The organism is Acidobacteriota bacterium, assembly GCA_039683095.1.
Lineage (GTDB): Bacteria > Acidobacteriota > Aminicenantia > Aminicenantales > Saccharicenantaceae > RBG-16-66-30.
In genome coordinates, this window is the sequence record JBDKSB010000001.1 from 222,999 (window position 1) to 248,216 (window position 25,218).

The 25,218-nt window shown below is 67.8% G+C and carries 24 protein-coding genes; 15 read left to right on the plus strand and 9 right to left on the minus strand.

Translation table 11 applies throughout. The annotated features are described in order from the left end of the window. Nucleotides 1-18: 18 nt before the first annotated feature. Complete coding sequence (locus ABFD52_01090; protein MEN6559356.1) at nucleotides 19-2,409, minus strand: DEAD/DEAH box helicase; 2,391 nt, start codon at nucleotides 2,407-2,409, stop codon at nucleotides 19-21. A gap of 150 nt (nucleotides 2,410-2,559) precedes the next feature. Between ABFD52_01090 and uvrA the strand changes: the two genes are divergently transcribed. From uvrA to ricT, 3 genes are read left to right on the plus strand one after another with little or no spacing between them, the layout of a single operon-like run. Next, nucleotides 2,560-5,091: an excinuclease ABC subunit UvrA gene (gene uvrA, locus ABFD52_01095; protein ID MEN6559357.1), complete on the plus strand. Its 2,532-nt coding sequence runs from the start codon at nucleotides 2,560-2,562 to the stop codon at nucleotides 5,089-5,091. A 4-nt stretch (nucleotides 5,092-5,095) separates the two neighbouring features. Further along, a complete protein-coding gene (gene holB, locus ABFD52_01100; protein MEN6559358.1) occupies nucleotides 5,096-6,085 on the plus strand; it encodes a DNA polymerase III subunit delta' in 990 nt (329 codons plus the stop codon). Further along, on the plus strand, nucleotides 6,078-6,761 hold the full coding sequence (gene ricT, locus ABFD52_01105; GenBank protein ID MEN6559359.1) for a regulatory iron-sulfur-containing complex subunit RicT: 684 nt from the start codon (nucleotides 6,078-6,080) through the stop codon (nucleotides 6,759-6,761). The genes holB and ricT overlap by 8 nt, the downstream gene beginning before the upstream one ends. Here ricT and ABFD52_01110 read toward each other — a convergent pair. The 3 genes from ABFD52_01110 to ABFD52_01120 form a co-directional block, all read right to left on the minus strand. Then, the gene (locus ABFD52_01110; GenBank protein MEN6559360.1) at nucleotides 6,758-7,027 is read right to left on the minus strand and encodes a zf-HC2 domain-containing protein; all 270 of its coding nucleotides are present in this window, start codon (nucleotides 7,025-7,027) and stop codon (nucleotides 6,758-6,760) included. The genes ricT and ABFD52_01110 overlap by 4 nt on opposite strands. A 68-nt stretch (nucleotides 7,028-7,095) precedes the next feature. Continuing rightward, nucleotides 7,096-7,596: a sigma-70 family RNA polymerase sigma factor gene (locus tag ABFD52_01115; protein ID MEN6559361.1), complete on the minus strand. Its 501-nt coding sequence runs from the start codon at nucleotides 7,594-7,596 to the stop codon at nucleotides 7,096-7,098. Nucleotides 7,597-7,655: 59 nt separating this feature from the next. Further along, nucleotides 7,656-10,061, minus strand: coding sequence for a DNA translocase FtsK (locus ABFD52_01120; protein MEN6559362.1), 2,406 nt, complete (start codon nucleotides 10,059-10,061; stop codon nucleotides 7,656-7,658). A 160-nt stretch (nucleotides 10,062-10,221) separates the two neighbouring features. Here ABFD52_01120 and ABFD52_01125 point away from each other — a divergent pair, with 160 nt between their 5' ends. Continuing rightward, nucleotides 10,222-10,413: a hypothetical protein gene (locus tag ABFD52_01125; protein MEN6559363.1), complete on the plus strand. Its 192-nt coding sequence runs from the start codon at nucleotides 10,222-10,224 to the stop codon at nucleotides 10,411-10,413. A 49-nt stretch (nucleotides 10,414-10,462) separates the two neighbouring features. On the opposite strand, the gene rsmA is transcribed toward ABFD52_01125, so the two are convergent. Continuing rightward, a complete protein-coding gene (rsmA, locus tag ABFD52_01130; GenBank protein ID MEN6559364.1) occupies nucleotides 10,463-11,260 on the minus strand; it encodes a 16S rRNA (adenine(1518)-N(6)/adenine(1519)-N(6))-dimethyltransferase RsmA in 798 nt (265 codons plus the stop codon). A gap of 116 nt (nucleotides 11,261-11,376) precedes the next feature. Here rsmA and ABFD52_01135 point away from each other — a divergent pair, with 116 nt between their 5' ends. The 11 genes from ABFD52_01135 to ABFD52_01185 all read left to right on the plus strand — a co-directional run bounded on the left by ABFD52_01135 (nucleotide 11,377) and on the right by ABFD52_01185 (nucleotide 20,758). Beyond that, nucleotides 11,377-11,865: a response regulator gene (locus tag ABFD52_01135; GenBank protein MEN6559365.1), complete on the plus strand. Its 489-nt coding sequence runs from the start codon at nucleotides 11,377-11,379 to the stop codon at nucleotides 11,863-11,865. Beyond that, entirely contained in the window at nucleotides 11,862-12,653 is a 792-nt protein-coding gene (gene accD, locus ABFD52_01140; GenBank protein MEN6559366.1) for an acetyl-CoA carboxylase, carboxyltransferase subunit beta, read from the plus strand. Before ABFD52_01135 ends, accD begins: the two co-directional genes overlap by 4 nt. Then, nucleotides 12,650-13,945 (plus strand): folylpolyglutamate synthase/dihydrofolate synthase family protein, encoded by a 1,296-nt coding sequence (locus ABFD52_01145; GenBank protein ID MEN6559367.1) that lies wholly within the window; start codon nucleotides 12,650-12,652, stop codon nucleotides 13,943-13,945. The genes accD and ABFD52_01145 overlap by 4 nt, the downstream gene beginning before the upstream one ends. 519 nt (nucleotides 13,946-14,464) lie before the next feature. Further along, a complete protein-coding gene (locus tag ABFD52_01150; protein MEN6559368.1) occupies nucleotides 14,465-14,884 on the plus strand; it encodes an ATP synthase F0 subunit B in 420 nt (139 codons plus the stop codon). Next, complete coding sequence (locus ABFD52_01155; protein MEN6559369.1) at nucleotides 14,881-15,381, plus strand: ATP synthase F0 subunit B; 501 nt, start codon at nucleotides 14,881-14,883, stop codon at nucleotides 15,379-15,381. The genes ABFD52_01150 and ABFD52_01155 overlap by 4 nt, the downstream gene beginning before the upstream one ends. After that, a complete protein-coding gene (gene atpH, locus ABFD52_01160; protein ID MEN6559370.1) occupies nucleotides 15,371-15,916 on the plus strand; it encodes an ATP synthase F1 subunit delta in 546 nt (181 codons plus the stop codon). The genes ABFD52_01155 and atpH overlap by 11 nt, the downstream gene beginning before the upstream one ends. Nucleotides 15,917-15,924: 8 nt before the next feature. Continuing rightward, nucleotides 15,925-17,442, plus strand: coding sequence for a F0F1 ATP synthase subunit alpha (atpA, locus tag ABFD52_01165; protein MEN6559371.1), 1,518 nt, complete (start codon nucleotides 15,925-15,927; stop codon nucleotides 17,440-17,442). A gap of 1 nt (nucleotide 17,443) precedes the next feature. After that, nucleotides 17,444-18,313: an ATP synthase F1 subunit gamma gene (gene atpG, locus ABFD52_01170; protein ID MEN6559372.1), complete on the plus strand. Its 870-nt coding sequence runs from the start codon at nucleotides 17,444-17,446 to the stop codon at nucleotides 18,311-18,313. Nucleotides 18,314-18,325: 12 nt separating this feature from the next. Further along, complete coding sequence (gene atpD, locus ABFD52_01175) at nucleotides 18,326-19,753, plus strand: F0F1 ATP synthase subunit beta (protein MEN6559373.1); 1,428 nt, start codon at nucleotides 18,326-18,328, stop codon at nucleotides 19,751-19,753. After that, nucleotides 19,750-20,043 carry a hypothetical protein gene (locus tag ABFD52_01180; protein MEN6559374.1) on the plus strand — a complete coding sequence of 98 codons (294 nt, stop codon included), beginning with the start codon at nucleotides 19,750-19,752 and terminating at the stop codon, nucleotides 20,041-20,043. The genes atpD and ABFD52_01180 overlap by 4 nt, the downstream gene beginning before the upstream one ends. Continuing rightward, entirely contained in the window at nucleotides 20,015-20,758 is a 744-nt protein-coding gene (locus ABFD52_01185; protein MEN6559375.1) for a methyltransferase, read from the plus strand. The genes ABFD52_01180 and ABFD52_01185 overlap by 29 nt, the downstream gene beginning before the upstream one ends. 205 nt (nucleotides 20,759-20,963) lie before the next feature. On the opposite strand, the gene ABFD52_01190 is transcribed toward ABFD52_01185, so the two are convergent. The 4 genes from ABFD52_01190 to ABFD52_01205 form a co-directional block, all read right to left on the minus strand. Continuing rightward, complete coding sequence (locus tag ABFD52_01190; protein MEN6559376.1) at nucleotides 20,964-21,836, minus strand: ankyrin repeat domain-containing protein; 873 nt, start codon at nucleotides 21,834-21,836, stop codon at nucleotides 20,964-20,966. A gap of 16 nt (nucleotides 21,837-21,852) precedes the next feature. After that, nucleotides 21,853-22,665: a hypothetical protein gene (locus tag ABFD52_01195; GenBank protein MEN6559377.1), complete on the minus strand. Its 813-nt coding sequence runs from the start codon at nucleotides 22,663-22,665 to the stop codon at nucleotides 21,853-21,855. Nucleotides 22,666-22,694: 29 nt separating this feature from the next. Then, entirely contained in the window at nucleotides 22,695-23,012 is a 318-nt protein-coding gene (locus tag ABFD52_01200; GenBank protein ID MEN6559378.1) for a hypothetical protein, read from the minus strand. 886 nt (nucleotides 23,013-23,898) lie between these two features. Beyond that, complete coding sequence (locus tag ABFD52_01205; GenBank protein ID MEN6559379.1) at nucleotides 23,899-25,125, minus strand: DUF6786 family protein; 1,227 nt, start codon at nucleotides 25,123-25,125, stop codon at nucleotides 23,899-23,901. Nucleotides 25,126-25,218: the final 93 nt, after the last annotated feature.

Below are 25,218 nucleotides of genomic sequence, written 5' to 3' on the forward strand. Positions count from 1 at the left end.
AGCAGGGTTGACCCCTTCTTAATTGACCAGAGGAGGGCGCGGCGCCTCGACGCCCAGCAGGCCCTGCAGGATGGCCCGGGCGACCGACTTGGCCTCCCGGCCGCTCTCGTTGGTGGCCCCGACGCACGAGGGGCAGCCGTCGCGGCAGGGGCAGGCCTCGAGGGTCCGCAGGGCGTGTTCGAGGAGCCTGGGCCCGAGGGCGAAGAGCGACGGACTGAGCCCGATGCCGCCGGGGTAATTGTCGTAGATGAAGATGTTGGGCTCGAAGTCCGGGTCCAGCGCGATCGGCATCTCGTCGCCGGCCTGGGCCGCCGCCCGGGCCTGGGGGGTCAGCTGCCGGACGGGTTCGCCCGAGGCGTTGTCGCCGATCGACACGCCGACGTCGTGGAGGTCGCACATCATGAACAGCGGCGAGACGTGGTGGATGAGGTAGGACAGGCCGAACAGGCCGTTGACCCGCTGCTCGGCCGGGAAGGGCAGGGCCTGCATGAGGGCCGAGGGCACGGTCAGCCAGTAGGCCGTCGTGTGCATCTCGTTCTGGGGCAGCTGCAGGTCGCCCGCCCCGACGTTCTCCATGGTGTGGAACTTGATCTTCTTGAACCCGACGACCTGGGTGGCCACGTGGACCTCGCCGTGGGAGAGGCGGCCCGTCCCGCCCTCGAGCCCCTTCTTCTCGAACAGGTCGAGGATGGTGATCTTGGTGTAGTCGATGGCGTCCGTGTAGTAGTCGATGTCGGTCTTCTTGACGTAGGCTTTGCGCTCCTCGAAGTCGAGCTTCTCGACGAAGAACTGCTCGCCCTCGACGATGTAGATGGCCTTGGGGTGCAGGGCCGTCAGGGCCGAGGTGAAGTCGACCTCGGCGATGACCCGCGGCTCCCCGGTGACGTCGACGACGACGAAGTTGTCCGAGCTGATGCTGCGCAGGCTGATGGCGTCGGCCGGGTAGGCCTCCGAGGTGAAGAACCACTTGTCCTTGGAGTGATGGAGGATCTTGTCCTCCTCGAGGTACTCGAGGATGGGGCCGATCTCGGCCCGGCCGAACTTCTCGCCGTCCTCGAACGGCAGCTCGAAGGCGGCGCACTCGATGTGGCTGATGAGGATCGAGAGGTTGTCCGGGTTGATCAGGGCCATCTCCGGCGACCGGGAGAAGAAGTAGTCCGGGTTGTTGATGATGAACTGGTCGAGCGGCGAGCTCGTGGCCACGAGCACGGCCGCCGACAGGCCCGACTTGCGGCCGGCCCGGCCGGCCCGCTGCCAGGTGCTGGCGATCGTCCCCGGGTAGCCGGCCAGCACGGCGACGTCGAGCGTGCCGATGTCGATGCCGAGCTCGAGGGCGTTGGTCGAGACGACGCCCAGGATCTCGCCGGTCCGCAGGCCCTTCTCGATCTCCCGCCGCTTGATCGGCAGGTAGCCGCCCCGGTAGCCGCGGACGAGGCCCTCCTTCTGGATGCTGGTCTCGATGTCCTCCTTGAGGTAGGTCAGGAGGACCTCGGTGATCAGGCGGCTGCCGGCGAAGACGATCGTCTGGAGCCCGTTCTTGAGGAAGATCGAGGCCACCCGCCGCGACTCGCCGACGTAGGAGCGGCGGATGCCCAGGGCGGCGTTGACGACCGGCGGCGTGTAGAAGACGAAGTACTTGCCGCCCCGCGGCGCGCCGTTGTCGTCGACGAGCGCGACCGGCGCCTCGATCATCTTCTCGGCCATCTCGGCCGGGTTGGCTATCGTCGCGGTGCAGAGGATGAACTGCGGGTTCGCGCCGTAGAACCTGGCGATCCGCTTCAGCCGCCGCAAGACGTTGGCCAGGTGGCTGCCGAAGATGCCGCGGTAGTTGTGGAGCTCGTCGATGACGATGTACTTGAGGTTCTCGAACAGCTTGATCCACTTGGTGTGGTGGGGCAGGATGCCGGCGTGGAGCATGTCCGGGTTGGTCAGGACTATGTGGCCGCGGGCCCGGATGGCCTTGCGGGCGTCCTGGGGCGTGTCGCCGTCGTAGGTGAAGACCCGGATCTCCTCGGGCAGCCGGCCGTTGATGTCGTCGAGCTCGGACTGCTGGTCCTGGGACAGGGCCTTGGTCGGGAAGAGGTAGAGGGCCCGGGCCGAGGGGTCCTTGAGGATGGCGTCGAGGACCGGCAGGTTGTAGCAGAGCGTCTTGCCCGAGGCCGTCGGCGTCACGACGACGATGTTCTTGCCCTCCTTCAGCGCCTCCCAGCTCGAACGCTGGTGGGAGAAGAGGCGGGTGAAGCCCTTGGCCGCCAGGGCCTCGCGCAGGGCCGGGTGGACGTCGTCCGGGTAGTCCCGGTACTGTCCCTCCTGGGCCGGCAGGTGCTTGATGGCCTTGATCGAGTCGCTCTTGTAGCCGATGTCCTTGAGCAGCTTGAGCGACCGGAGGATCTTCTCTTCTTTGGACATGGGGAGCCCCTTCATCCTAACGAAATCAAAAGATGGGGTCAAACCTCGGATGGGGCAAAAGGCTGCTTTTTGCGCAAAAATGAGCAAAAAGCAGGTTTGACCCCCTTGGAAGCCGCTGCCGGGCCGTCGTTTATGATAAAATAGTTTGCTATGCTGGACGAGATTCGCATCAAGAGGGCGGCGCAGCACAATCTCAAGCACATCGATGTCGCGCTCCCCCGGAACAAGCTGATCGTGGTCACCGGCCCGTCAGGCTCGGGGAAATCCTCGCTCGCCTTCGACACCATCTTCGCCGAGGGCCAGCGCCGCTACATCGAGTGCCTGTCCGCCTATGCCCGCCAGTTCATCGACCAGATGGAGAAGCCGGAGGTCGAGTCCGTCGAGGGCATCTCGCCCTCCATCTCCATCGACCAGAAGACGATCTCGACCAACCCGCGCTCGACCGTGGGCACGATCACCGAGGTCTACGACCTGTTCCGGCTCCTCTTCGCCCGGGTCGGCACGCCGCACTGCCCGAGCTGCGGCCGGGTCGTCGCCTCCCAGACCCCCGAGGAGATCCTGAAAAGGATCTCCGGACAGGTCCCCGGCGGCAAGGTCCGCATCCTGGCGCCCGTCATCAAGGGCCGCAAGGGCGAGTACCAGCGCCTGTTCGAGCGCCTGCGCAAGAAGGGCTTCCTCCGGGCCCGCGTCAACGGCGCCCTGCGCGACCTCGAGGACGACATCCCCCTCGAGAAGAACCGCAAGCACACGATCGAGGTCCTGGTCGACACGGTCAAGATCGGCCCGGACGCGGAGCGCCGCCTCCGGGCCGCCGTCGAGAAGGCCCTCGAGGTTTCCGACGGCGAGGTCCTGGCCGTCGACGAGGCGGGCCGGGAGCGCTTCTTCTCCCTGACCCTGCTCTGCCCTCACTGCGAGGTCTCGCTGGCCGAGCCCGAGCCGCGCAACTTCTCCTTCAACAGCCCCTACGGCGCCTGCCCGAAGTGCCACGGCCTCGGCTACCAGACGACCCACAACGAGTGGGGCGAGGTCGAGCTGACCGACGACGTCTGCGCCGAATGCGGCGGCGCCCGCCTCAGCAGGGAGAGCCTCTCGGTCCGGATCGGAGGCCGGAACATCCACGAGATCTGCGAGCTCTCGATCCGCGACCTGCTGGCCGAGACGGCCAGGATGGGCTTTCCGCCGGCCGGATCCGTCGTCGCCTCCCGCATCCTCAAGGAGATCCGGTCCCGGCTGGAGGTCTGCGAGGAGCTGGGCATGTCCTATCTCCAGCTCAACCGCAGCGCCGCCTCGCTCTCCGGCGGCGAGGCCCAGCGCGTCCGCCTGGCGGCCCAGGTCGGGTCGCGCCTGCGCGGCGTCCTCTATGTCCTCGACGAGCCGACGATCGGCCTCCACCAGCGGGACAACGGCCGGCTGATCTCGCTCCTCCGGGCCCTGCGCGACGAGGGCAACTCGGTCGTCGTCGTCGAGCACGACGAGCAGACCATCCGTTCGGCCGACTACCTTCTCGACCTCGGCCCCGGCGCCGGCGAGGAGGGCGGCTTCAAGGTCGCCGAGGGCCCGCTCGCGGCCGTCCTGGCCTCGCCCGATTCGCTGACGGCCCAGTACCTCCGGGGCGAGAAGTCCGTGCCTGTCCCGCCGACCCGCCGCAAGGCGTCCGGCTGGCTCGTTGTCCGCAAGGCCCGCGAGCACAACCTCAAGGGCATCGACGCCCGCATCCCGCTCGGCGCCATGACGGCCGTCACCGGCGTCTCCGGCTCGGGCAAGAGCACCCTCGTCTACGACATCCTCTTCAAGGCCCTGGAGAACCGGTTCTACAACGCCCGCCAGTCCGTCGGCGCCCACGACCGGATCGAAGGCCTGGACGGCCTGGACAAGGTCGTCGCCGTCGACCAGAAGCCCATCGGCCGGACGCCGCGCTCCAATCCGGCGACCTACACCGGCCTCTTCGCCGCTCTGCGCGACCTCATGGCCCGCACCCCCGAGGCCCGCATGCGCGGCTACGGGCCCGGCCGCTTCAGCTTCAACGTCCCGGGCGGGCGCTGCGAGGACTGCGAGGGCGCCGGGGTCAAGAAGATCGAGATGCACTTCCTGCCCGACGTCTTCGTCACCTGCGACCGCTGCGGCGGCCGGCGCTACAACAAGGAGACCCTGGCCGTCGCCTACAAGGGCAAGACGATCGCCGACTACCTGGCCATGACCGTCGACGACGCCTACGAGCTGCTCAAGGCCTACCCCCAGCTCAAGCGCAAGCTGGCCACGCTCAAGCGGGTCGGGCTCGGCTACATCCGCCTGGGCCAGCCCGCGCCGACCCTGTCCGGCGGCGAGGCCCAGCGCATCAAGCTGACCAAGGAGCTCGGGCGCCGGGCCACGGGCCGGACCCTTTACCTCCTCGACGAGCCGACGACCGGCCTCCATTTCGACGACGTGCGCAAGCTGCTCGAGGTCCTGTCCGAGCTGACCTCGCTCGGCAACACGGTCGTCATCATCGAGCACAACCTTGAAGTGATCAAATACTGCGACTATATTATCGACCTGGGACCGGAAGGCGGCGAGGAGGGCGGCCGGATCGTGGCCCAGGGCACGCCGGAGGATGTCGCCGCCTCGGCGAACGGCTCGCACACGGGCCGCTATCTCAGGAAGGCCCTGGAGGGCGGCAGCGGCCCCGGGCGAAAGGACGGCTGAGGACATGGCCTTCAAGGACGTCGCGGGCAACGAGGGGGTCAAGAAGATCCTCCGGCTGGCCCTCGAGCGCGGCCGCGTTCCCAACTCGCTCGTCTTCGCCGGCCCGGAGGGCGTCGGCAAGCGGGCCCTGGCCCTGGCCCTGGCCAAGGCTCTCAACTGCGCCGCCCCGGCCCCGGACGGCTGCGACGACTGCCCCTCCTGCCGGGCCATCGACGCCGGCAACCATCCGGACGTCATGACCTTGACCGTCGACGTCCAGAAGGTCAGGGTCGGGCAGACCGAGATCGTCAGGCAGATGGCCTATCTCCGGCCGATGACCGGCCGGAAGCGGGTGTTCATCATCGACGACGCCAAGGACATGACCGCCCACGCCGCCAACTCCCTGCTCAAGGTCCTCGAGGAGCCGCCGTCCTTCAGCCACGTCATCCTGATCACGGACAGCCCTCATCTCCTGCTCCCGACCATCCTGTCGCGCTGCCGGATCCTGTCCTTCTCGGTGATCGGCCGGGAGGAGATCGAGAAGTCCCTGGCCGCGCGGGACTTCAGCCCGGAGCAGGCCCGCATCCTGGCCCTGCTCGTCAACGGCAACCTCGACCGGGCCCGGGAGCTGGATTGGGACGAAGTCCAGGCCCTCCGGGAGAGCGCCTGGACCCTCTTCGAGGCCCTCTCGTCGGGCGACCGGCCCAGCCGGTTCCTGGAGCGCTTCGGGGCCGCGCCGAAGGCCGTCCAGGAGGAGCTCGGCGACGTCTTGGAGGTCTTCTCGTCCTTCGCCCGCGACCTCCTGCTCCTCCGCCTCGGCGGCGAGCCGGCGCTCCTGCTCAACCCGGACCTCGAGGACCGGCTCCGCCGGACGTCGGAGTCCTGGAGCGCGCCCCGGCTCCTCGACCTGCTGGCCGAGCTCGACGCCCTGCTCGCCCAGCTCGGCGGCAACATGAACAAGGGCCTGCTGGCGACGACGTTCTTTTCCGATTTCATGGAGCTGCGACATGCCTGACATCATCTGCGTCCGTTCGGAATCCACCGGCCGCGTCGTCCGGGCCCGGCCCGGCGCCCTGCCCCTCCACGTCGGCGACCGCTGCCTGATCGAGTCCGACCTCGGCGGCGACCTGGCCGTCGTCGTCGACGAGACGTCGAGCTTCTGCCGCGACGCCAAAGCGGCCTGCCAGGCGGTCCAGGTCATCCGCCAGGCCACGCCCGAGGACGTCCGCAGGTTCGAGTGGCTGCGCGAGCGCGAGAGCCGGGCCTTCGACCTCTGCCTCCAGCGCATCGCCGCCCACAACCTGGCCATGAAGCTCGTCGCCGTCCGCTACTTCTTCAACGAGAAGAAGGGCATCTTCTACTACACGGCCGACGGCCGGATCGACTTCCGCCAGCTGGTCAAGGACCTGGCCAAGGAGCTGCGCATGCGCATCGAGATGCGCCAGGTGGGGGTCCGCGACGAGGCCAAGATGATCGGCGGCCTGGGCGTCTGCGGCCGCTGCCTCTGCTGCTCGAGCTTCATGACGACCTTCGAGCCGGTGACCATCCAGAAGGCCCGCAAGCAGCAGATCGTCATCAACCCGACCAAGATCTCGGGGCAATGCGGCCGGCTGATGTGCTGCCTGGGGTTCGAGGAGCAGTCGAAGGGGAGGATCGCCCCGCCGGCGGACGAGCCGCAGATCGAAGATTAGCGGCGGCGGGCCTGGCGGCCGATGCCGAGGCGGCGCAGCAGCCGGCGCCACAAGGACGGCCGCCGGTGAACGTGCTCGCAGGGTTGCCCGGCCGCCTCGAGCACCCCTTCCTTCTTCAGGATCTGGACGATCTCGCTCTTCTGGTCGAGCTTGGCGAAGCAGTGCGGACAGATGAAGTAGTGCTCCTCGAACTCGGCCTGGTCCTCGGGCTTGAGCTTGTCGAGGAGATAGCTGTCGATCCAGCGCTCGTATTTACACGACTTCATGTCCGCAGCCTCATCGGGCTTCACGGATTTAGTCGCTCGACGCCGGGTCAGAACGGACACCGGAGCACCTATTTCCGGACGGCTTTCTGGATGAGCTTGAGGGCGTAGTTGACCCTCTCCGAGACCCGGCGGGGGGAGATGTCCAGGGCCCGGGCCACCTCGTCGCGGGACATCTCCTTGTAATAATAGAGGTAAAGGACGTCCCGGAACTTGGGCTTGAGGCCGTTGACGACCTGCTCCACCTGGCGGGCCCGCTCCTGGTGCTCCATCTCCTCGTGGGGGTCGGGGTAGGGGGCCGGCTCGGGGGCGTGCTTGAGGATCCGCGTCTTCTGGCGGATGTAATCGATGATGCGGCGGCTGGTGATGGTGTAGAGGAAGGTCCCGATCGAGGAGTCGCCGCGGAACTCGCCGCTCTTGATCTTGGCCACGGCCTGGGTCAGGATCTCGTTGACCACGTCCTCCCAATCGGGGTTTGAGCTGCCGAGGGCCTTGCGGACGCGGAAGGAGATGACCGGCCGGTACTGCAGGACGGCATCTTCGGGCGGCGCGGTTTTCCCCTCTTTGGTCATCCGCGCCATTATAACGGCAGGACGGGGGATTCCGCAAGGCCGGGCCCGCGGCGCGGCGCTCATTCCCCGGGATCGCGGTCCGGCTCCCGCTCGGCGGCCCGGGCCTTGTTCCTGAAGAACTCCTTGCGGTCGACCAGGATCTCCCGCGGCTTGGCCCCCTCGGACGGGCCGATGATCCCCTCGCCCTCCATCTGGTCGATGATCCGGGCCGCCCGGGCGTAGCCGAGCTTGAGCCGGCGCTGGAGATGGGAGGCCGAGGCCTGGCCGCTCTGGAGGACGGTCTCGACGGCCTTGTCGTAGAGCTCGTCCTTCTCGCCGTCCTCGGCGATCAGGTGGTCGCCGTCGCCCTTGACGACGTTGAGGATGCGGGTGTCGTAGGTCGGCGTGCCCTGGCCCTTGACGTGCTTGACCAGGCGCCGGACCTCCGGGATGGAGATGAACGAGCAGTGCTGGCGGACGAGCCGCGGGAAGTTCGGCGGCAGGAAGAGCATGTCGCCCATGCCCAGCAGCTTGTCCGCGCCGACCGTGTCGATGATGATCCGCGAGTCGACCTTGGACGGGACGCGGAAGGCGATGCGGCAGGCGAAGTTGTTCTTGATCGTCCCGGTGATGACGTCGATCGACGGCCGCTGCGTGGCCATGACCAGGTGGATGCCGACGGCCCGGGCCAGCTGGGCCAGGCGGCCGATGAAGAACTCGACCTCCTGGGCCCCGACCATCATCAGCTCGGCCAGCTCGTCGATGATGATGACGATGTAGGGCAGGGGCGCCAGCTGCTGCTTCTCCTCGTCGGTCAGATGTCCCTTTCTCTCGGCGATGAGCTGCTTCATCTGGGTGTTGTACTGGTCGATGTTGCGGACCTTGACCCCCTGCAGCTTCTTGTAGCGCTCCTCCATCTTGCGGACGATGTCCATGAGGACGATGTGGGCCTTCTTGGGGTCGTTGATGACCGGGCAGAGGAGGTGGGGGATGTCCTCGTAGAGCGCGAACTCGAGCCGCTTGGGGTCGATCAGGACGATCTTGACCTCCTCGGGCGTGGCCTTGTAGAGGAGGCTGGCGATGAGGGCGTTGAGGGCGACGCTCTTGCCCGTGCCGGTCGAGCCGGCGATGAGGAGGTGGGGCATGACGGCCAGGTCGGTGACCGTGACGCCGCCGTGGACGTCCTTGCCCAGGGCGAAGGTCAGCTTGGAGGGCGAACTCTGGAACTTCTCGGATTCGATGATGTCGCGGAGCTTGATTATCTCGCGCTTGTCGTTGGGGATCTCGACGCCGAGGGACGACTTGCCGGGGATGCGCTGGATGCGGACCGACTCGGTCTCCAGGGCCAGGGCCAGGTCCTCGGCCAGGTTGGCGACCTGGGCCACCTTGATGCCCGGGGCGGGGAAGTACTCGTAGGTCGTGATGACCGGGCCGGGGTGGTATTCGCGGACCTCGCCCTCGATGCCGAACTCCCGGAGCTTCTCCTCGATCCGGCGCTTCTTGTCGAGGAGCTCCGACTGGTTGATCTTCTCGGCCGGCTTGCCGGGCTCGAGCAGGCTGAACGGCGGGTACTGGTAATCGCCCTTGCGGCCGAGATCGGGGAAGAGGAGCGGCTCGGGCTTGGGCGGCGCGACGGGCTTCGGCGGGGGCGGCGGCGGGGGCGCGGCCTTGGGCGCCTTGCGGGCCTCCTTCTCCTGGCGGCGGCGCTCCCGCTCGCGCTCCTTCTCGGCCTCTTTCTCGGCCTTGCGGGCGGCCTTCTCCGCCTTCGCGTCTGGGACGGCCGGCTCGGCCGGGGCCGCGTATTTCTGGCGGACCTTCTCCCGCATCCGGTCCTTGGCCTTGGCGGCCTGGCGGTCGGTGACCTGGATGCGGACCTCCTTGGCCGTGGAGTCGAAGGCGCCCTTGGCGAAGCGCAGCGTCCTGGCCAGCGACCAGCGGGTCGAGAAGAGCAGGAAAGCGGCCAGGGCGGCCAGGAGGAAGATGAACGAGCCGACCGTGCCGAGATAGCGGGCCAGGAAATTGAGCAGCAGGTCGCCGAGCAGGCCGCCGGCCGGCACGGTGCTGCCGTGGACCGGGAAGGACTCGAAGACCAGGGCCAGGAGCGGGCAGACGATGGCCAGGCCCAGGGCGATCGTGCCCAGCCGCTTGAGCAGGTGGGCCGACGAGCCGCGCAGGACGGCCCGGAGCGCAGCGTAGCCCAGGATGAAGGGCAGGATGTACGAGGCCAGGCCCAGGAACCAGAGGAAGGCCTGGGAGAAATAGGAGCCGGCGCGGCCGGCGAAATTCCGGATCTCCTGGCCGGCCGTCGGGGCCGTGGCGAAGGACGGGTCCTTGGGATCGAAGCTGATGACGCTGATCAAGGCGAAAAGGGCCAGGAAGACGAGCAGGACGCCGGTGACCTCGACGGCCAGGTTCTGCTTCCCGGACGCGGCCTTGCCGTTCTTGCCGTTCCGGCCGTTGGCGGCGCCCTTTTTACGCTTTTTCACGGCGGGATTATAGCATAACGCTCCGGGCCATGTCCGTTCGCGGCCCCTGACCGGCCAATAGAAGGGACATGTAAGGATGCGTCCCCGAAATGATGCCTATTGCCAAGAGGCCCCGGTCTTGGTTAAAATACGCACAGCTTAGGGAAGAGGAGGGAGATCCATGAAGATCTGCTTCTGCCGCTTCATTCTGGCCGCCGCCGCCGCCATCCTGGCCATCTTCTGGTGGCCGGCCGCATGGGCCAGGTGGGTCATCGTCATAGCCGGCATCATCCTGGCGGTTATGAGCCTTTTCTACCAGACGTGCTGCTGCCGGACCATGAAGAAAGCCGGGCCCGGACCGGCCCAAAGCTAGGCGCGTCCCCGCCGCGCGGAAGGGTTTTCAGGCCATCGGCCGAAAAGGGTTAAGTCTGGCCTTTGAGCGCCCCGAAGAGCGCGAAGAGCGCGTCCGGCGGCAGCTCCTCGGCCCGGGCGCCGCGGGGGATGCCGAGCTTCGCGTAGGCCGCGTCGAGAGCCGCCGGCGTCGCCCGGCGGGCCAGGTTCTTCCAGAGCATCTTGCGGCGCTCGGCGAAGGCGGCCCGGAGGAAGGCCCGGAAAGGCTCGCCGGCGGCGCCGTCGTGAAGCGGCGCGGCCCGGCGCTTCATGACCAGCAGGGCCGATTGGACCTTCGGCGGAGGCGAGAACGATCCCGGGGCCACCGTGAAGGCGACACGGGCCTCGAACTCGTTCTGAAGCAGGATGCCGAGCGGGGCATAGCTCTTCGTGCCGGGCCCTGCGACGACCCGCTCGGCCACTTCCTTCTGGACGAGAAAGACGCAATCCGAAAGAAGGGCGCGCTCGTCGAGGACCCGGAAGAGAAGGGGCGAGGAGATCGAATAGGGGATATTCCCGACCAGGCGGAGCGCGGGAACCCCGGCTCCGGCCCGGATCGCGCCGAGGTCGGTCCTCAGGAAATCCCCATGGACGACCTCGACGTTGGCCGGCATAGCCTCCCGGAGCCCGGGGACGAGCCGCTCGTCCTTCTCGACGGCGACGACCCGCCCCGCCCCGGCAGCCAGGAGCCGGGTCAGGGCCCCTTTGCCGGGGCCGACCTCCACGATCACGTCCTCCGGCCCGGGGGCGATCGCGGCGGCGATCTTGCGCAGGACGCCCTCGTTGGCCAGGAAGTGCTGGCCCAGGGCGTGGCGGCGGGACTTGAACATGAGGCGGGCCCATTCTAGGCCTTTTCGCGCCGGAGGGACAGTCCGCCCTTTCCCTCCCCCCGGTCCCCTCTTAAGGGTTTGACAAGGCCCCCCCGATTGCCTACAGTATCTAGGCCATGTGCCCTCCGTCCGAGAAGAAGATCCTGGTCGTCGACTACGATGCCGCGAGCCTCGATAGTCTCGCCAAGCTGCTGAAGGAAAAGAAATTTCGCGTGGTCACGGCCTCCGACGGCAAGGCCGGGTACGAGCTCTTCACGGCCGAGAAGCCCGACCTGGTCGTCCTCGAGGCCATGCTGCCCAAGCTTCACGGCTTCGACCTGACCCGGAAGATCTCGCAGGAGACCCAGGGGCGGGTTCCGGTCGTCCTCATCACCGGGCTCTACAAGGGGCCGCAATACAGGCGGGAAGCGACCAACGGGATGGGGGCCGCGGAATATTTCGAGAAGCCTCTCGACCTGGCCGCGTTCATCGCGGCGATCAGGCGGCTGCTCCACGACGAGGACGATATCGACGAGGAGCTGCCCGACTCGAACGCGGTCATCGAGGCCCTGAGCCGCCGCCGGCCCGGGGCCGCCAAGCTCAGCGCCAAAGGACGATGCCCATGACAAGCCTCTGGACCCGTTGCAACAACTGCCAGCGGATCCTCTACAAGCAGGACATCATCGACAACCTGGCCGTCTGCCCGTCCTGCAACTTCCATTTCCGGCTCTCGGCCGAGGAGCGCCTGCAGATGCTCTTCGACGAGGGCGCCTACGAGGTCCTCGACGCCAACCTCCACTCCGTCGACGCCCTGCACTTCGTCGACGTCAAGCGCTACGCCGACCGGATCGCCGAGTACGAGCGCAAGACGGGGCTGGCCGAGGCCGTCGTCACGGCCCGCGGCGCGATCGGCGGCATCCCTGTCTACATCCTGGCCATGGAGTTCGGCTTCCTCGGCGGCAGCGTGGCCTCTGTAGTCGGCGAGAAGATAGTCCGGGCCTGCGAGCGGGCCCTGGAGGACCGCCGGCCGGTCATCGTCGTCTCGTGCTCCGGCGGCATGCGCATGCAGGAAGGCATGCTCTCGCTCATGCAGATGGCCAAGACGAGCGCGGCCATCGCCCGGCTGGGCGAGGCCGGCATCCCCTTCATCTCCGTCCTGGCCGATCCGACGACGGGCGGCACGACGGCCAGCTTCGCCATGCTCGGGGACATCAATGTCGCCGAGCCCCAGGCCCTGATCGGCTTCGCCGGGCCGCGGGTCATCGAGCAGACGATCAAGGAGAAGCTGCCCAAGGGCTTCCAGCGCGCCGAGTTCCTGCTCGGCCACGGCATGCTCGACGACGTCGTCGAGCGCAAGGCCCTCAAGCCCTACCTCGTCCGGGCCCTGCGCCTGTTCCTCGACAAGCCCCAATGACGCCCGCGGAGTGCCGGGACTATCTCGGCCGGCTGCAGCACTTCGGCATCAAGCTCGGCCTCGAGAACATCGCCGCGCTCTGCGCGGCCCTGGGCAATCCCCAGAACCAGTTCCTGTCCCTCCACGTCGCGGGGACGAACGGCAAGGGCTCGGTCTCGGCCGTGCTGGCGGAGATCACGCGCCGGCACGGGCTCCGGACCGGGCTCTACACCTCGCCGCACCTCGTCCGCGTCGAGGAGCGCATCCGCGTCGACGGCCGGATGATCTCGCCGCGGCGCTTCCGCGAGCGGCTGAGCGGCCTCAAGGAGGTCATCGACCGCCTGATGGCCGAGGGCCGGCTCGTCTACCACCCGACCTACTTCGAGGTGGTGACCGCCCTGGCCTTCCTGGAGTTCGCCGAGCGCCGGGTCGACGTGGCCGTCCTCGAGGTGGGCATGGGCGGGCGGTTCGACGCCACCAACATCGTCCGGCCGCTCGTCTCGGTGATCACGACGATCGCCAGGGACCACGAGAAGCACCTCGGCTCGACGCTCCGGCAGATCGCCTTCGAAAAGGCGGGCATCATCAAGCCCGGCGTCCCGGTCGTTTGCGGCGTCCGGGGCGGGGAGGCCCTCCGGGAGATCAGGCGGATCGCCCGCGAGCGCGGCGCCGCGGTCACCGAGGCCTTCGGCCGCGGCCGGACGCTCGAGGCACGGAAGGTCAGCGGCGGCTACCGGTTCGCCTACGAGGGGGAAGGGGGCCGCTACGAGTTCTCGCCCGGGCTGGCCGGACGCCATCAGGGCGCCAACGCGGCCACGGCCATCGCCGCCGCCGAGGTCCTGTCGCGGGTCTGGCGGCCGATCGACAAGGGCAAGATCCTCGAGGCCGTCCGCGAGACCCGCTGGGAGGGGCGCCTGGAAACGGTCCGGCGGCGACCGCTGGTCCTTCTCGACGGGGCCCATAACCCCGAGGGCGTTACGGCGCTCGTTTCCCACATCCGGGAGGTCATCGGCCGGCCTGTCGTCCTCGTCTTCGCGGCCATGAAGGACAAGGATCTGCGGACCATGACCCGCCTTCTCTTCCCGGCCGCGTCCACGGTCATCCTGACCCGCGTCCCCTACAAGCGCTCGGCCGACCCCGAGGAGCTCCTGGCCGCGGCGCCGCCGTTCAAGGGCGCGATCTTCCTCGAGCCCGACACCCGCAAGGCTGTCGAGCTGGCCCTGTCGATCAGCGGGACGGGCTCCCCGGCCCCCGTCGTCATTGCCGGCTCGCTCTTCCTCATCGGCGAGGTCAAGCGCCTGAAGCTGTTTTAGGCCGCCGGCCCAGCTCCCTCTATTTACGAACCGCTAGCTGTCTCAATGTCGATCTGAGCATCCTGCTCACTAGCCACGCTTCTTCCGACAAGCCGAGCTTTATCCTGGCAATTGACGCCAGGAGTTCTGCATGCTCGGGATCGCCTTCCAAGGTCTCGAATTGTGATTCATAAGATCCGTCCCCGTCCAGGTCGCAGACGGGATTGAAGACGATACAACCAAGAGCGCCAACAGCCTTGAAGTTGGCGGTTCGAAAGTCTCGGGCATTGATTGAGAAGGACTTCCGCCTCCCGGAGCATGGTGATGATCTGCTCCGGGGAAAACCGCTTCCTGGCCATTTCCACCTCCCTCGATCCAGCTTAATCCCAACACAAGGGCTGGATCCCCGTGAGGGGGGCAGGTCAAGTTGAGCTTGGGTCGCGCGGGCCGCCAGTCCGGGAAATCCCCGCCGGGAAATTGAAGTCCGGCCCGCTTCGTGCTATTATTTTCTTTACTATTCCGCCTCCGGATAGTCGCCTGATGCTCAATATCGACGCAACGGCCTTGGTAGTCTTCGCCATCGTTTGGCTAGTTGTCCTCATTCTCAGCAAGATCTTCTTCAAGCCCATCCTGCGCATCCTTGACGAGCGGGCGGACAAGATCGCCGGGGACAGGGCGGCCGCCGAGAGCGCCCGCGAGGCCGCCGCGGCCGACCTGAAGCGCATCGAGGACGGCCTCAAGGAAGCCCGGGCGGCCGCCGAATCCGTCCGCAGCACGGCCGAGACCGAAGCCCTCAAGGACAAGAGCCGCCTCGTCCGCGAGGTCCAGGCCGAGGGCCGGGCCGAGGTCGAGAAGGCCAAGGCGGAGATCCGGCGGGAGATGGACCAGCTCAAGAAGGAGCTGGACCAGCGGACCGAGGAGATCGCCGAAACCATCGAAAAGAGGATATTGGGCGAATGAGCGCCGGCGGATCCGCGGCCATGGACTTCCTCGGCAAGGTCGTCAACTTTCTCCTCCTCTTCGGCACGCTCGGCTATATCCTGCGCAAGCCGGTCAAGGCCATGCTGATCAAGCGGACCGCGGATGCCGGCGAGAGCATCCGCGCGGCCGCGGCGGGCCGGACCGAGGCCGAAGCCCGGGAGGCGGAGTCCCAGGCCAAGCTGGCCGGGCTCGAAGGCGAGGTCCGCGGCCTGAAGGCCGCGGCGGAGGAGGAGGGGAAGCGCGAGGCCGCGCGCATCTCCCGCGCCGCCGCCGAGGAAGCCGACCGGCTCAAGAAGATCACCCGCCAGGAGCTCGACGAGCAGGCCCGCCGGGGCGTCGGGGAGCTCAAGACCTATGCCGCCGCCCGGGCCGCCGAGATCGCCCGCGAGCGCATCCGCCGCCGCCTGACCCCGGAGGCTCATTCTGCCCTGATCGACAAATCCATCGACAAACTGTCCGAGATCCATGAGAAATAGGACGCTCGTCCATAGGTACGCCGACGGCCTGGCCCGGGCGCTCAAGGACGACCGGGAATACGGCGCAGTCGGAGCGGAGATCCGCGCTTTCCTCGATCTCTTCCAATCCCGCAAGGACCTGGCCAAGGCCGTGGTCAGCCCCTTCGTCAGCGCCCGCATCCGCGAGGCCGTCCTTGGCAAGGTCCTGGCCGCCCAGGGCATGAGCCCGAAGGCCTCCCGCTTCCTCAAGCTCCTCCAGGACCACAAGCGCCTCGACCTCCTGCCGGAGATCGTCCAGGCGCTGCCGGACGCCTGGGCCGACAAGCAGGGCGTCGTGAGCTACGAGGTCGCGTCCGTAGTCCCCCTGGGCGCCGCCCAGCGCGACAGGCTGGCCCGGAGCCTCGAGGCCGCCGAAGGCCGGCCTGTCCGGCTCGTCTTCAAGATCGACCCGGCGCTCCTCGGGGGCCTGACCGTGCGCAAGGGCCACGTCATCTACGACGCTTCCGTCGAGGGCGAGCTGGCCGCCATCATCGAACGACTCGGGACCGCATCATAGAGGTTGTCATGAGCATCAAGGCCGACGAGATCACCAAGATCATCCAGCAGCAGATCGAAGGCTTCGCCCAGGAGGTCGATGTCCGCGAGGTCGGCACCGTCACCTCGGTCGGCGACGGCATCGCCCGCGTCTACGGGCTCGACCGGGTCATGTCCAACGAGCTCCTGGAGTTCCCCCAGGGCGTTCACGGCTTGGCCCTGAACCTCGAGGAGGACAACGTCGGCGCGGTCCTGCTCGGCCAGAGCCACCTCATCCGCGAAGGCGACGTCGTCAAGCGGACGCGGCGGATCATGCAGGTCCCGGCCGGGCCGGCCCTGGTCGGGCGGGTCATCGATCCCCTCGGCCAGCCCCTGGACGGCAAGGGGCCCATCGTCAGCGACACGCACATGTTCGTCGAGCGCCTGGCCCCCGGCGTCGTCGACCGCCAGCCGGTCCGCGAGCCCCTCCAGACGGGCATCAAGGCCATCGACGCCATGATCCCGATCGGCCGCGGCCAGCGCGAGCTGATCATCGGCGACCGCCAGACCGGCAAGACCATCATCGTCATCGACACCATCCTCAATCAGAAGGCCTCCGGCGTGATCTGCATCTACGTCGCCATCGGCCAGAAGAACTCGACCATCGCCCAGCTGGTCAAGAGCCTGGAGGACGCCGGGGCCATGGAGTACACGATCGTCGTGGCCGCATCGGCCAGCGATCCCTCGCCGCTTCAGTACCTCGCGCCCTACGCCGGCTGCGCCATGGGCGAGTACTTCCGCGACAGCGGCCGGCACGCCCTGGTCATCTACGACGACCTGTCCAAGCACGCCGCCGCCTACCGCGAGATCTCGCTCCTGCTGCGGCGGCCGCCGGGACGCGAGGCCTACCCCGGCGACGTCTTCTACCTCCACTCGCGGCTCCTCGAGCGGGCGGCCAAGCTCAGCGACGCCCTCGGCGGCGGCTCGCTGACGGCCCTGCCGATCATCGAGACCCAGGCCAGCGACGTCTCCGGCTATATCCCGACCAACGTCATCTCCATCACCGACGGCCAGATCTACCTCCAGCCCGACCTGTTCAACGCCGGCGTCCGGCCGGCCATCAACGTCGGCATCTCGGTGTCGCGCGTCGGCGGCAGCGCCCAGATCAAGGCCATGAAGCAGGTGGCCGGCAAGCTGCGCGGCGACCTGCAGCAGTACCGGGAGCTCCTGACGTTCGCCCAGTTCGGGACCGAGCTCGACCGCATCTCCCAGGCCCAGCTCGACCGGGGCGAGCGGCTGACCGAGATCCTCAAGCAGGGGCAGAACGCCCCGCTGCCGGTCGAGAAGCAGGTCCTCGTGATCTACGCCGGCAACCGCGGCTACATCGACGAGATCCCCGTCTCCCGGGTCGGGGCCTACGAGAAGAGGCTCTACGAGTACTTCGATCGCAACCATCCCGACATCCTGGCCAGGATCCGCGAGAAGAAGTCCATCGACATGGCCCTCGACGGCGAGATCGCCGCGGCCCTCAAGGAATTCAACGGCGCCTTCAAGGAGGGCCTGAAGTAGCATGCCGACCCTGATCGATCTCCGCCGGCGCATCCAGAGCGTCCGGAACACCGAGCAGATCACGCAGGCGATGAAGACCGTCGCGACGGCCCGGCTGCGCAAGGCCCAGAGGACCGTCCAGGAGGGCCGGCCGTTCTGGCACATCTTCCCGGAATTGATGGACCGGCTTGCCTACTGGGCCTCGGCCGGCGACCACCCCCTGCTCCTCCGCCGGGACGAGAAGAAGGTCGAGGTCATCGTCATCACCGCCGACAAGGGCCTGGCCGGGGCCTACAACTCCAACCTCCTGGCCGCGGCCGACGCGTTCCTGGCCGGCAAGGCCGCGACCGCGTCCGTCCGGCTCGCCCTCATCGGCAAGAAAGCGGCCGGCCACTACCGGAAGGGGCCTTACCCGGCGGACCGGGTCTTCGGCGACCGGACCGACCGCCTGACCCGCGACGACCTCCGCGGCCTGGCGGAGGACCTGATGCGGGCCTACGCCTTCCAGGAGATCGACGCCGTCTATATCGTCAGCAACGAGTTCAAGTCCATAGTGGCGCCCAAGATCATGACCCACCGGGTCCTGCCGATCACGCCCCAGCCCGGGGCCGAGGAGTCGGCGGCCTGGCTCCCCGACTGGGAGCCCGGCTCGGCGCGGCTGGCCGCGTTCGTCCTTCCGCTCTACGTCGAGAGCCAGATCCACCACGCCTTCTACGAGTCCCAGGCCGCCGAGCAGGCCGCCAGGATGATGGCCATGGACAACGCCACCAAGAACGCCGAGGAGCTCATCGACGACCTCGTCCTTCAGCTCAACAAGATCCGCCAGGCCGGCATCACCAAGGAGCTCCTGGAGATCATGACCGCCGTCGAAGCGCTCAAGCAGAAAGAGTAGGGAGTAATGCCCATGAATCAGAAAGACGCCAAGGTCGGGACCGTCGTCCAGGTCATCGGGCCTGTCGTCGACGTCAAGTTCGAGGGCGGCGCCCTGCCCGAGATCTACACCGCCGTGCGGGTGACGAGCGAGGGCTTCGACGTCGCGGAGCCGATCTCGATCATCGTCGAGGTCGAGCAGCACATCGGCGAGGACCGCGTCCGCTGCGTCGCCATGAACCCGACGGAGGGCCTGTCCCGCGGCATGAAGGCCGAGAGCCTGGGCGGCCCGATCGAGGTCCCGGTCGGCGAGGGCACGCTCGGCCGGGTCATGAACGTCATCGGCGAGCCGGTCGACAAGATGGGCCCCATCGTCGCCAGCAAGCGCTATCCCATCCACCGCCAGCCGCCGTCGCTCCAGGACCAGAGCACGAAGCTCGAGATGTTCGAGACCGGCATCAAGGTCATCGACCTCATCCAGCCCTTCCTCAAGGGCGGCAAGATCGGCCTGTTCGGGGGCGCCGGCGTCGGCAAGACGGTCATCATCCAGGAGCTCATCCACAACGTCGCCCTCAAGCATGGCGGCTACTCGGTCTTCGCCGGCGTCGGCGAGCGGACCCGCGAGGGCAACGACCTCTGGCTCGACATGAAGGGCTCTGGCGTCATCTCCAAGGCCTCGCTCATCTACGGCCAGATGACCGAGCCGCCGGGAGCCCGCCTCCGGGTCGGCCTGACGGCCCTGTCGGTGGCCGAGTACTTCCGCGACGAGATGGGCCAGGACATCCTGCTGTTCATCGACAACATCTTCCGCTTCACCCAGGCAGGCTCCGAGGTCTCGGCCCTGCTCGGCCGGATGCCCTCGGCCGTCGGCTACCAGCCCAACCTGGCCTCGGAGCTGGGCGAGCTCGAGGAGCGCATCACCTCGACGAAGAAGGGCTCGATCACGTCGGTGCAGGCCGTTTACGTCCCGGCCGACGATTTTACCGATCCGGCCCCGGCCACGACCTTCGCCCACCTCGACGCGACGACGAACCTGTCGCGGGCCCTGACCGACATGGGCATCTACCCGGCCGTCGACCCGCTGGCCTCGTTCTCGCGCATCCTGGACCCGGCCATCGTCGGCGAGGAGCACTACCAGGTGGCCCGCCGGGTCAAGGAGATCCTCCAGCGCTACCGCGACCTCCAGGACACGATCGCCATCCTGGGCATCGAGGAGCTGTCGGACGAGGACAAGGTCATCGTGGCCCGGGCCCGCAAGATCCAGCGCTTCCTGTCCCAGCCCTTCCACGTCGCTCAGGAGTTCACCGGGCGGCCCGGCAAGTACGTCCCGATCGAGGAGACCATCCGCGGCTTCAAGGAGATCGCCGAGGGCCTGCATGACGACAAGCCCGAGCAGGCCTTCTACATGGTCGGCGGCATCGAAGAGGTCGCCAAGCGAGCCGAGGAGCTGAGGGCGGCATGAACGAGGCATTGCCGGCCACCCTCCACCTGAAGGTGGTCACTCCCCGGCGCCTGCTCGTCGAGGCCGACGTCGAGGCCGTCTTCCTGCCGACCCTCGAAGGCCAGATCGGCGTCCTGCCCGGGCACCGGCCGCTGTTCGTCGGGATCGGGCAGGGCCGGCTCATCTACCGGGAGGGCGGCAGCGAGGATTCGTTCGCCATCCGGGGCGGCTACGCCCAGGTCCAGCCCGAGAAGGTCGTGGTCGTGACCGAGGGGGACGAGGATGACGGCTCCGGCGGCGCCGCGGCCTGACGCCGAGACCCTCGACGCCTTTTACCACGGGCGGATCCGCATCCTGCAGGCCAGGCGCGGCTACCGTTTCGCCGTCGATGCCCCGCTGCTGGCCGATTTCATCCGGACGGAGCCCGGCGACGAGGCGCTCGAGCTCGGCGCGGGCAACGGCGTCATCTCGCTCCTGCTGAGCGTCAAGCCCTTCCGGCGGATCGTCGCGGTCGAGATACAGGCGGGGCCGGCGGCGCTGGCCCGGCGCAACGTCGAGCTCAACGGCCTGGGCGGCCGGATCGAGATCGTGCGGGCCGACCTGCGGACGTTCCGGCCGGAGCGCGCCTTCGACCTGATCTTTTCCAACCCCCCGTACATCCGGAAGTCGACCGGCTTCCTGAGCGCCTCGGCCGAGAAGTCGGCGAGCAAGCACGAGATCCACGGCGACATCGGCGATATCCTGCGGAAGACGGCCGGATGGCTGGCCCCGGGCGGCCGGGCCTGTTTCGTTTACCCGGAGAAGCGGCGGGCGGACCTGCTGAAAGCGGCGGGGGAGAGCGGCCTCGAGCCGCGCCGCCTGCGGTTCGTCCATCCGAGGGAAGGCGAACCGGCCAACCTGTTCCTGATCGAGATGGGGCGCGCGGGGGCGGCGGGCGCGCCGACGGAGCTCATGCCGCCGCTCGTCCTCTTCGGCCCCGACGGCAAGTACACCGCCGCCGCCGAGGCCGTCTTCTCCGGTCCATAAAATGGGGGACACAATACCTATTTCCCATTTTTCCAGATAGGCAAAAAGCGGGACACAATACCTATTTCCGAATTTCGGGAAGGTGCGCGGAAATTCGGGGACATAACCCTTTTATCTTGAAAAGGGATTGCATCCCCGTGAATTCCGGGCAAACGGAAAAATCGGAAATAGGTATTGTGTCCCCCATTTTGAGGTCCAGTTTGAATCAGCGATCAATTAGGACGGCGAGCAGCTCTTTGAATGCGAACAGGCGGGCATAGTCGGCGGCGGTCCGCCCCGTCGCGTCCCGGACGCCCGTGTCCGCGCCGGCGGCGACGAGCAGCCGGACGACGGCGACCTGCCCGCAGCGCGAAGCCCGGATAAGCGCCGTCGCGCCTCCGCTGTCCGCGCTGTCCATGCGGGCCCCGCGTTCGAGGAGGAGTTCGACCAGGCGGCCGTACCCGGACCAGGCGGCGAGATGGAGCGGGGTTTCGCCGGTCCCGGCCGCGTGGTCCACCGCCGCGCCGTGATCGATCAGGAGGCGGGCGGCGCTCTCGCTGCCGGCCTGGCAGGCCAGGTGCAGAGGGGTCAGCCCTTCTTTGTCGGGGACGTCGACCGACCCGCCGTTCCCGATCAGGATCTCGAGCACGCCGGCCTGCCCACCCTCGCAGGCGGCGTGAACGGCCGTCCGCCCGAGCCCGTCCCTGGCGTTGACCGACGCGCCCCGGGCCAGGAGGGCCCGGAGGATATCTTCGCGCCCGCGAAGGGCGGACAGGCCGAGGGGCGTCCGTCCCTCCTGGCCGCCGCGGGCTTCGATCGCCGCCCCGGCGTCCAGCAGGATCTTCGCGACGGGCGCCTGGCCGCATAGGGAGGCCCAATGCAGGGCCGTGTATTCGAACTGGTCGGTCCCGCGCACGCTCTCGGGGGACTCGCGCAGGATGGCCTGAACGACGTCGAGCCGGCCTTCGCGCGCCGCCCGGCACAGCCTCCTGGCCGGTTCATCCGCCGGCCCGGCGCCGGCCCGGGCGGACGCGAAGGCCGGCAGGATCCCAAGTCCCAGCGCCAGGACGATCCAACCCGCCGGCCTCGAGCGGCTCATCGTTTCTCCGTCGCGCTTATCGGATGGTCTCCGCGTCCGCGGAGGGGATGTCGGCCAGGATGCAGGAATAGTACTTCCTCAGGGGTTTCGGGATCATGGTCTTGGTCATGAAGAGCCGTTCGGCGAGCCAGGGGAACAGCTCGTGAGCCAGGAGAGGCCGCGACAGCCGGGCGGCCAGGATGTCCCCGATCTCGGCATAGGACCGCCGGCAACGGGGGTCGGAGATATCGTCCCCGAACCGGAGCAGGAAGAGCCGCTGCCCGGCGGCGGTCTGGGCCCGGCAGTATTCCTCGATGAGGTCCTCGCCCTCCCGCGCGAACGCGGCCCGCTCCCGGTCATCGAGGACGTTCGCCCACAGGTCGTGGCAGATCTCGTGGACCAGGATCGGCAGGGCCCTGTCTCCGACGTTCTTATAGAGCTCGGTCCCTTCCATCCCGACCTCGAAATGGGAGAACAGGTCCTTCCGCAGGAAGATGACGTCCCGCGCCCCGGGCGTGTGGGAGAAGCAGCCCAAGCCCTTGTTCCCCTTGGGAGGAACGGGGCTCCCCGGGCCGAAGAAGGCGTAGCGGTTGTTCATGATCTCCAGGCGGACGGCGTCGTTGTGCCGGAAGAACCTCGAGGCCCACAGCCGGGCCAGGAGCGGCTCGATCTCGCGGCCGGCCGGCGACGGATCGAGAACGATCTTTTCCGCGACTTGCGAACCGCTCCCGTCCCCGCTCCCGGGTCCGCCGCGGCCCGCCGCGGCCGGACCCGCCGCGAGCACGACGAAGAGGACGGCGGCGACCGTCGCTGCGGCCCCCCCGGGCTCTCTCCCGAACACCTTCCTCACGGCCACCCCCTGCCCGTGACGGACGAGTCTTATATGGGCTGTCTGGTGATCTGCTTGGTGATCAGGATGTGCTGCTTCTTGACCTTCGCGTTCAGCGTCTGTTTCTTGACCCTGAGGAACGAAGCCGTCGCCACCTGGCTGCCGTGCGCCCTGACCAGCGCCTCGAAGACGACGGCCCGCTCGAAGCGGGCCAGGAAGTCCCGAAGACTGAGATGAGGCGGCTCCCCGTTGTGCTTCATGAAGAACTGATAGGCGGCCAGGTCAAATTGCCGGTCGAGCGCGGCCTGCCTCAGTGATCTGCCCCCGGACCGCAGATCCGCCGACGGCACCTTCCGCAGATTCCTCATCGTGTCCCCCTTCTGCTCTCGGTCGTTCAACAACCTGGCCCCCGGCCAGGATATCGGACCTGTCCACATAATCGGATGGCGCCCCGGCGAAGTCAATGGGCCCGCGCGGCATGGCAAATAATGTCGCATTTTGTCGCTTCCCCCGCGCCTTCATCGCCCATTACCCGGCCCCCGGGATAAGGCGCGCGACAAATGACGGATCAGGTTCCCCGAATCTCCGTAAAATGGTCCTGCATGAAATATGCCAACGGAGACCCCCTTTCCCGTCTTAACGCCTCCCTCGAAAGGCCGGGACGGCGCGCCCGGCCCGCAAATTTCTTTACACCTTTGTATACTCCGGTCATCCCGGTTTCGTTGTGATGCGGCCGCAGATCCGGCCGTTCTATGGACAGGGCTCGATAGCCCCTTAACGATCCGGTTCTTATCGCTCCGGCGCGGGGAAGAAAAAAAGCGGAGGAAGAGACGCTTGAGGTCCGCCGTCAGGACCTCAGGGCAGTCCGCGTCTCTCCCTCCTCCCTTCCCCCCTTGAAAGCGGACCGTGTCCCTTCTCCCCATTGCCGACACCGGGCTCCCTCGGTTCGAAGGCACATGGTCTTCATCGGTCTGCCCTCACGATGGGTCCCGGGCGGCGGGGTGTCAAGGGGCCATGGGGCCATTTGAACGGAAGTCGCGTTTTCGTCACATCGCAAACGCCCTGACCGCCTGTTCGGTTTCCCCAGGCAACCGGCCCGGAAAGGCACGCCTCCCCTGCGATGCCGGCGGCCGGAACCGGGGCCGGCCGCCCTGCCCGAACGGCGACCCGGTGTAATTCTCGATAAAAACGCCGGATCGCCCGTTCCCGCCGTCCTGGACGCGCGGCATGCCCTGACCCCATTCGGGGACAGGCTCACCTGGGGAGCGCCCTCTCGATCTCGTCGAGACCGACGCCGAGGACCTTCCGGGCGATCTTGTCGAGGGCCTTCCTCGGCCCGGCGAAGTGCATGGTCGTATGGACGTGCGACAGGGTCTCGCCCGGCGCGAGGGCCGCGGCCGGGGACGAGGTCTCGAGCTCGAAGAACGGACCGAGGGGCTTGGCCCCCGGCGAGGCCGGGCCGTCGTTGTAGCTGTTGACGGCGTCGCCGGCGAACGGCTTATCCTGGATCTCCCACATGGAGTTGACATAATCGGCCGCCCCCCCGGGCAGGGTCAGATGGACCAGGGTCAGGACCCCGTTGGCCGCGTCGTAGCTCGCCGCGAAGGGCTTGACCCGGGCGGGGGACAGGCCGATCTTGCTCCGATGCTTGCCGTCGCCGGAGAAGAACAGGACGCCTTTCGCCTCGTCGACGGCGAGGCGGTCGGCCGGGACCTTGCCGAAATAGGCGTCGTTCACGGCCGGGCCGAGCTCGGCGGCCGGCCCCGTCTTGAACGGGATGACGATGGTCGTCGCCGGCGAGGGGTTGAACATGCCCAGGATCCAGATCGAGAGCAGGCCGGCGTTCCTGGTCCAGACGTTCACGCCGATGTTGGTGACGGCGTTGTCGGAGGCGTAGGCGACCATGGAAACGCCTGCCGGCAGCGGAACGCCGAGCGCCCCGATCTCGGCCGCCCCGAGCAGGCGGATCTCCCGGCCGACCTCGAGGTCGAACTCGGCGCCCGAATAGTTCACCAGGTGGGCGACCTTGCGGAGGCGGATGCGGTCCGCGGCCTGCGACACGACGTCGAAGGCGCCCTCGTTTACGGCCGGCGGCGTCCGCCAGTGGTCGAGGTCGAAGGGATCGCCCTTCTTGAAGAAGATCGAGAACTGGCCGCCCTCGGGGCCGAGCCAGAAACGGTCCTCTCCCCCGAAGGAGTTCATGTGCGGGTTGTTGACGCCCGAGGCGATGGCCTCCCGGCCGATCCAGCCGAAGCTCAGGCCGCCGGGGCCGGTCGCCGTGCTGGTCATGACCCGTCCCTGGAGGTCGGGGTTGACGGCCACCTGGGCCGGCCCGCCGGCGCCGAGCACGACGACCTTGGTGTGGGCCTGCAGAAAGGCCAGGTCGTCGCGGAACAGGACGCCCTCGGGCGCCCTGGCTGACTTCGCGCAGGCCGCCGCGACGGCGATGAGGACGAGCGCCGCGCCTATGTCGAATCTCATGGAGCCTCCTTCCGTACCTGTCGCCTTCTATTCTATGGCATCGGGGGCGCAAGACCAATCCCCGATCTTCCTTTCTCGGCAGGCGGAAACCGG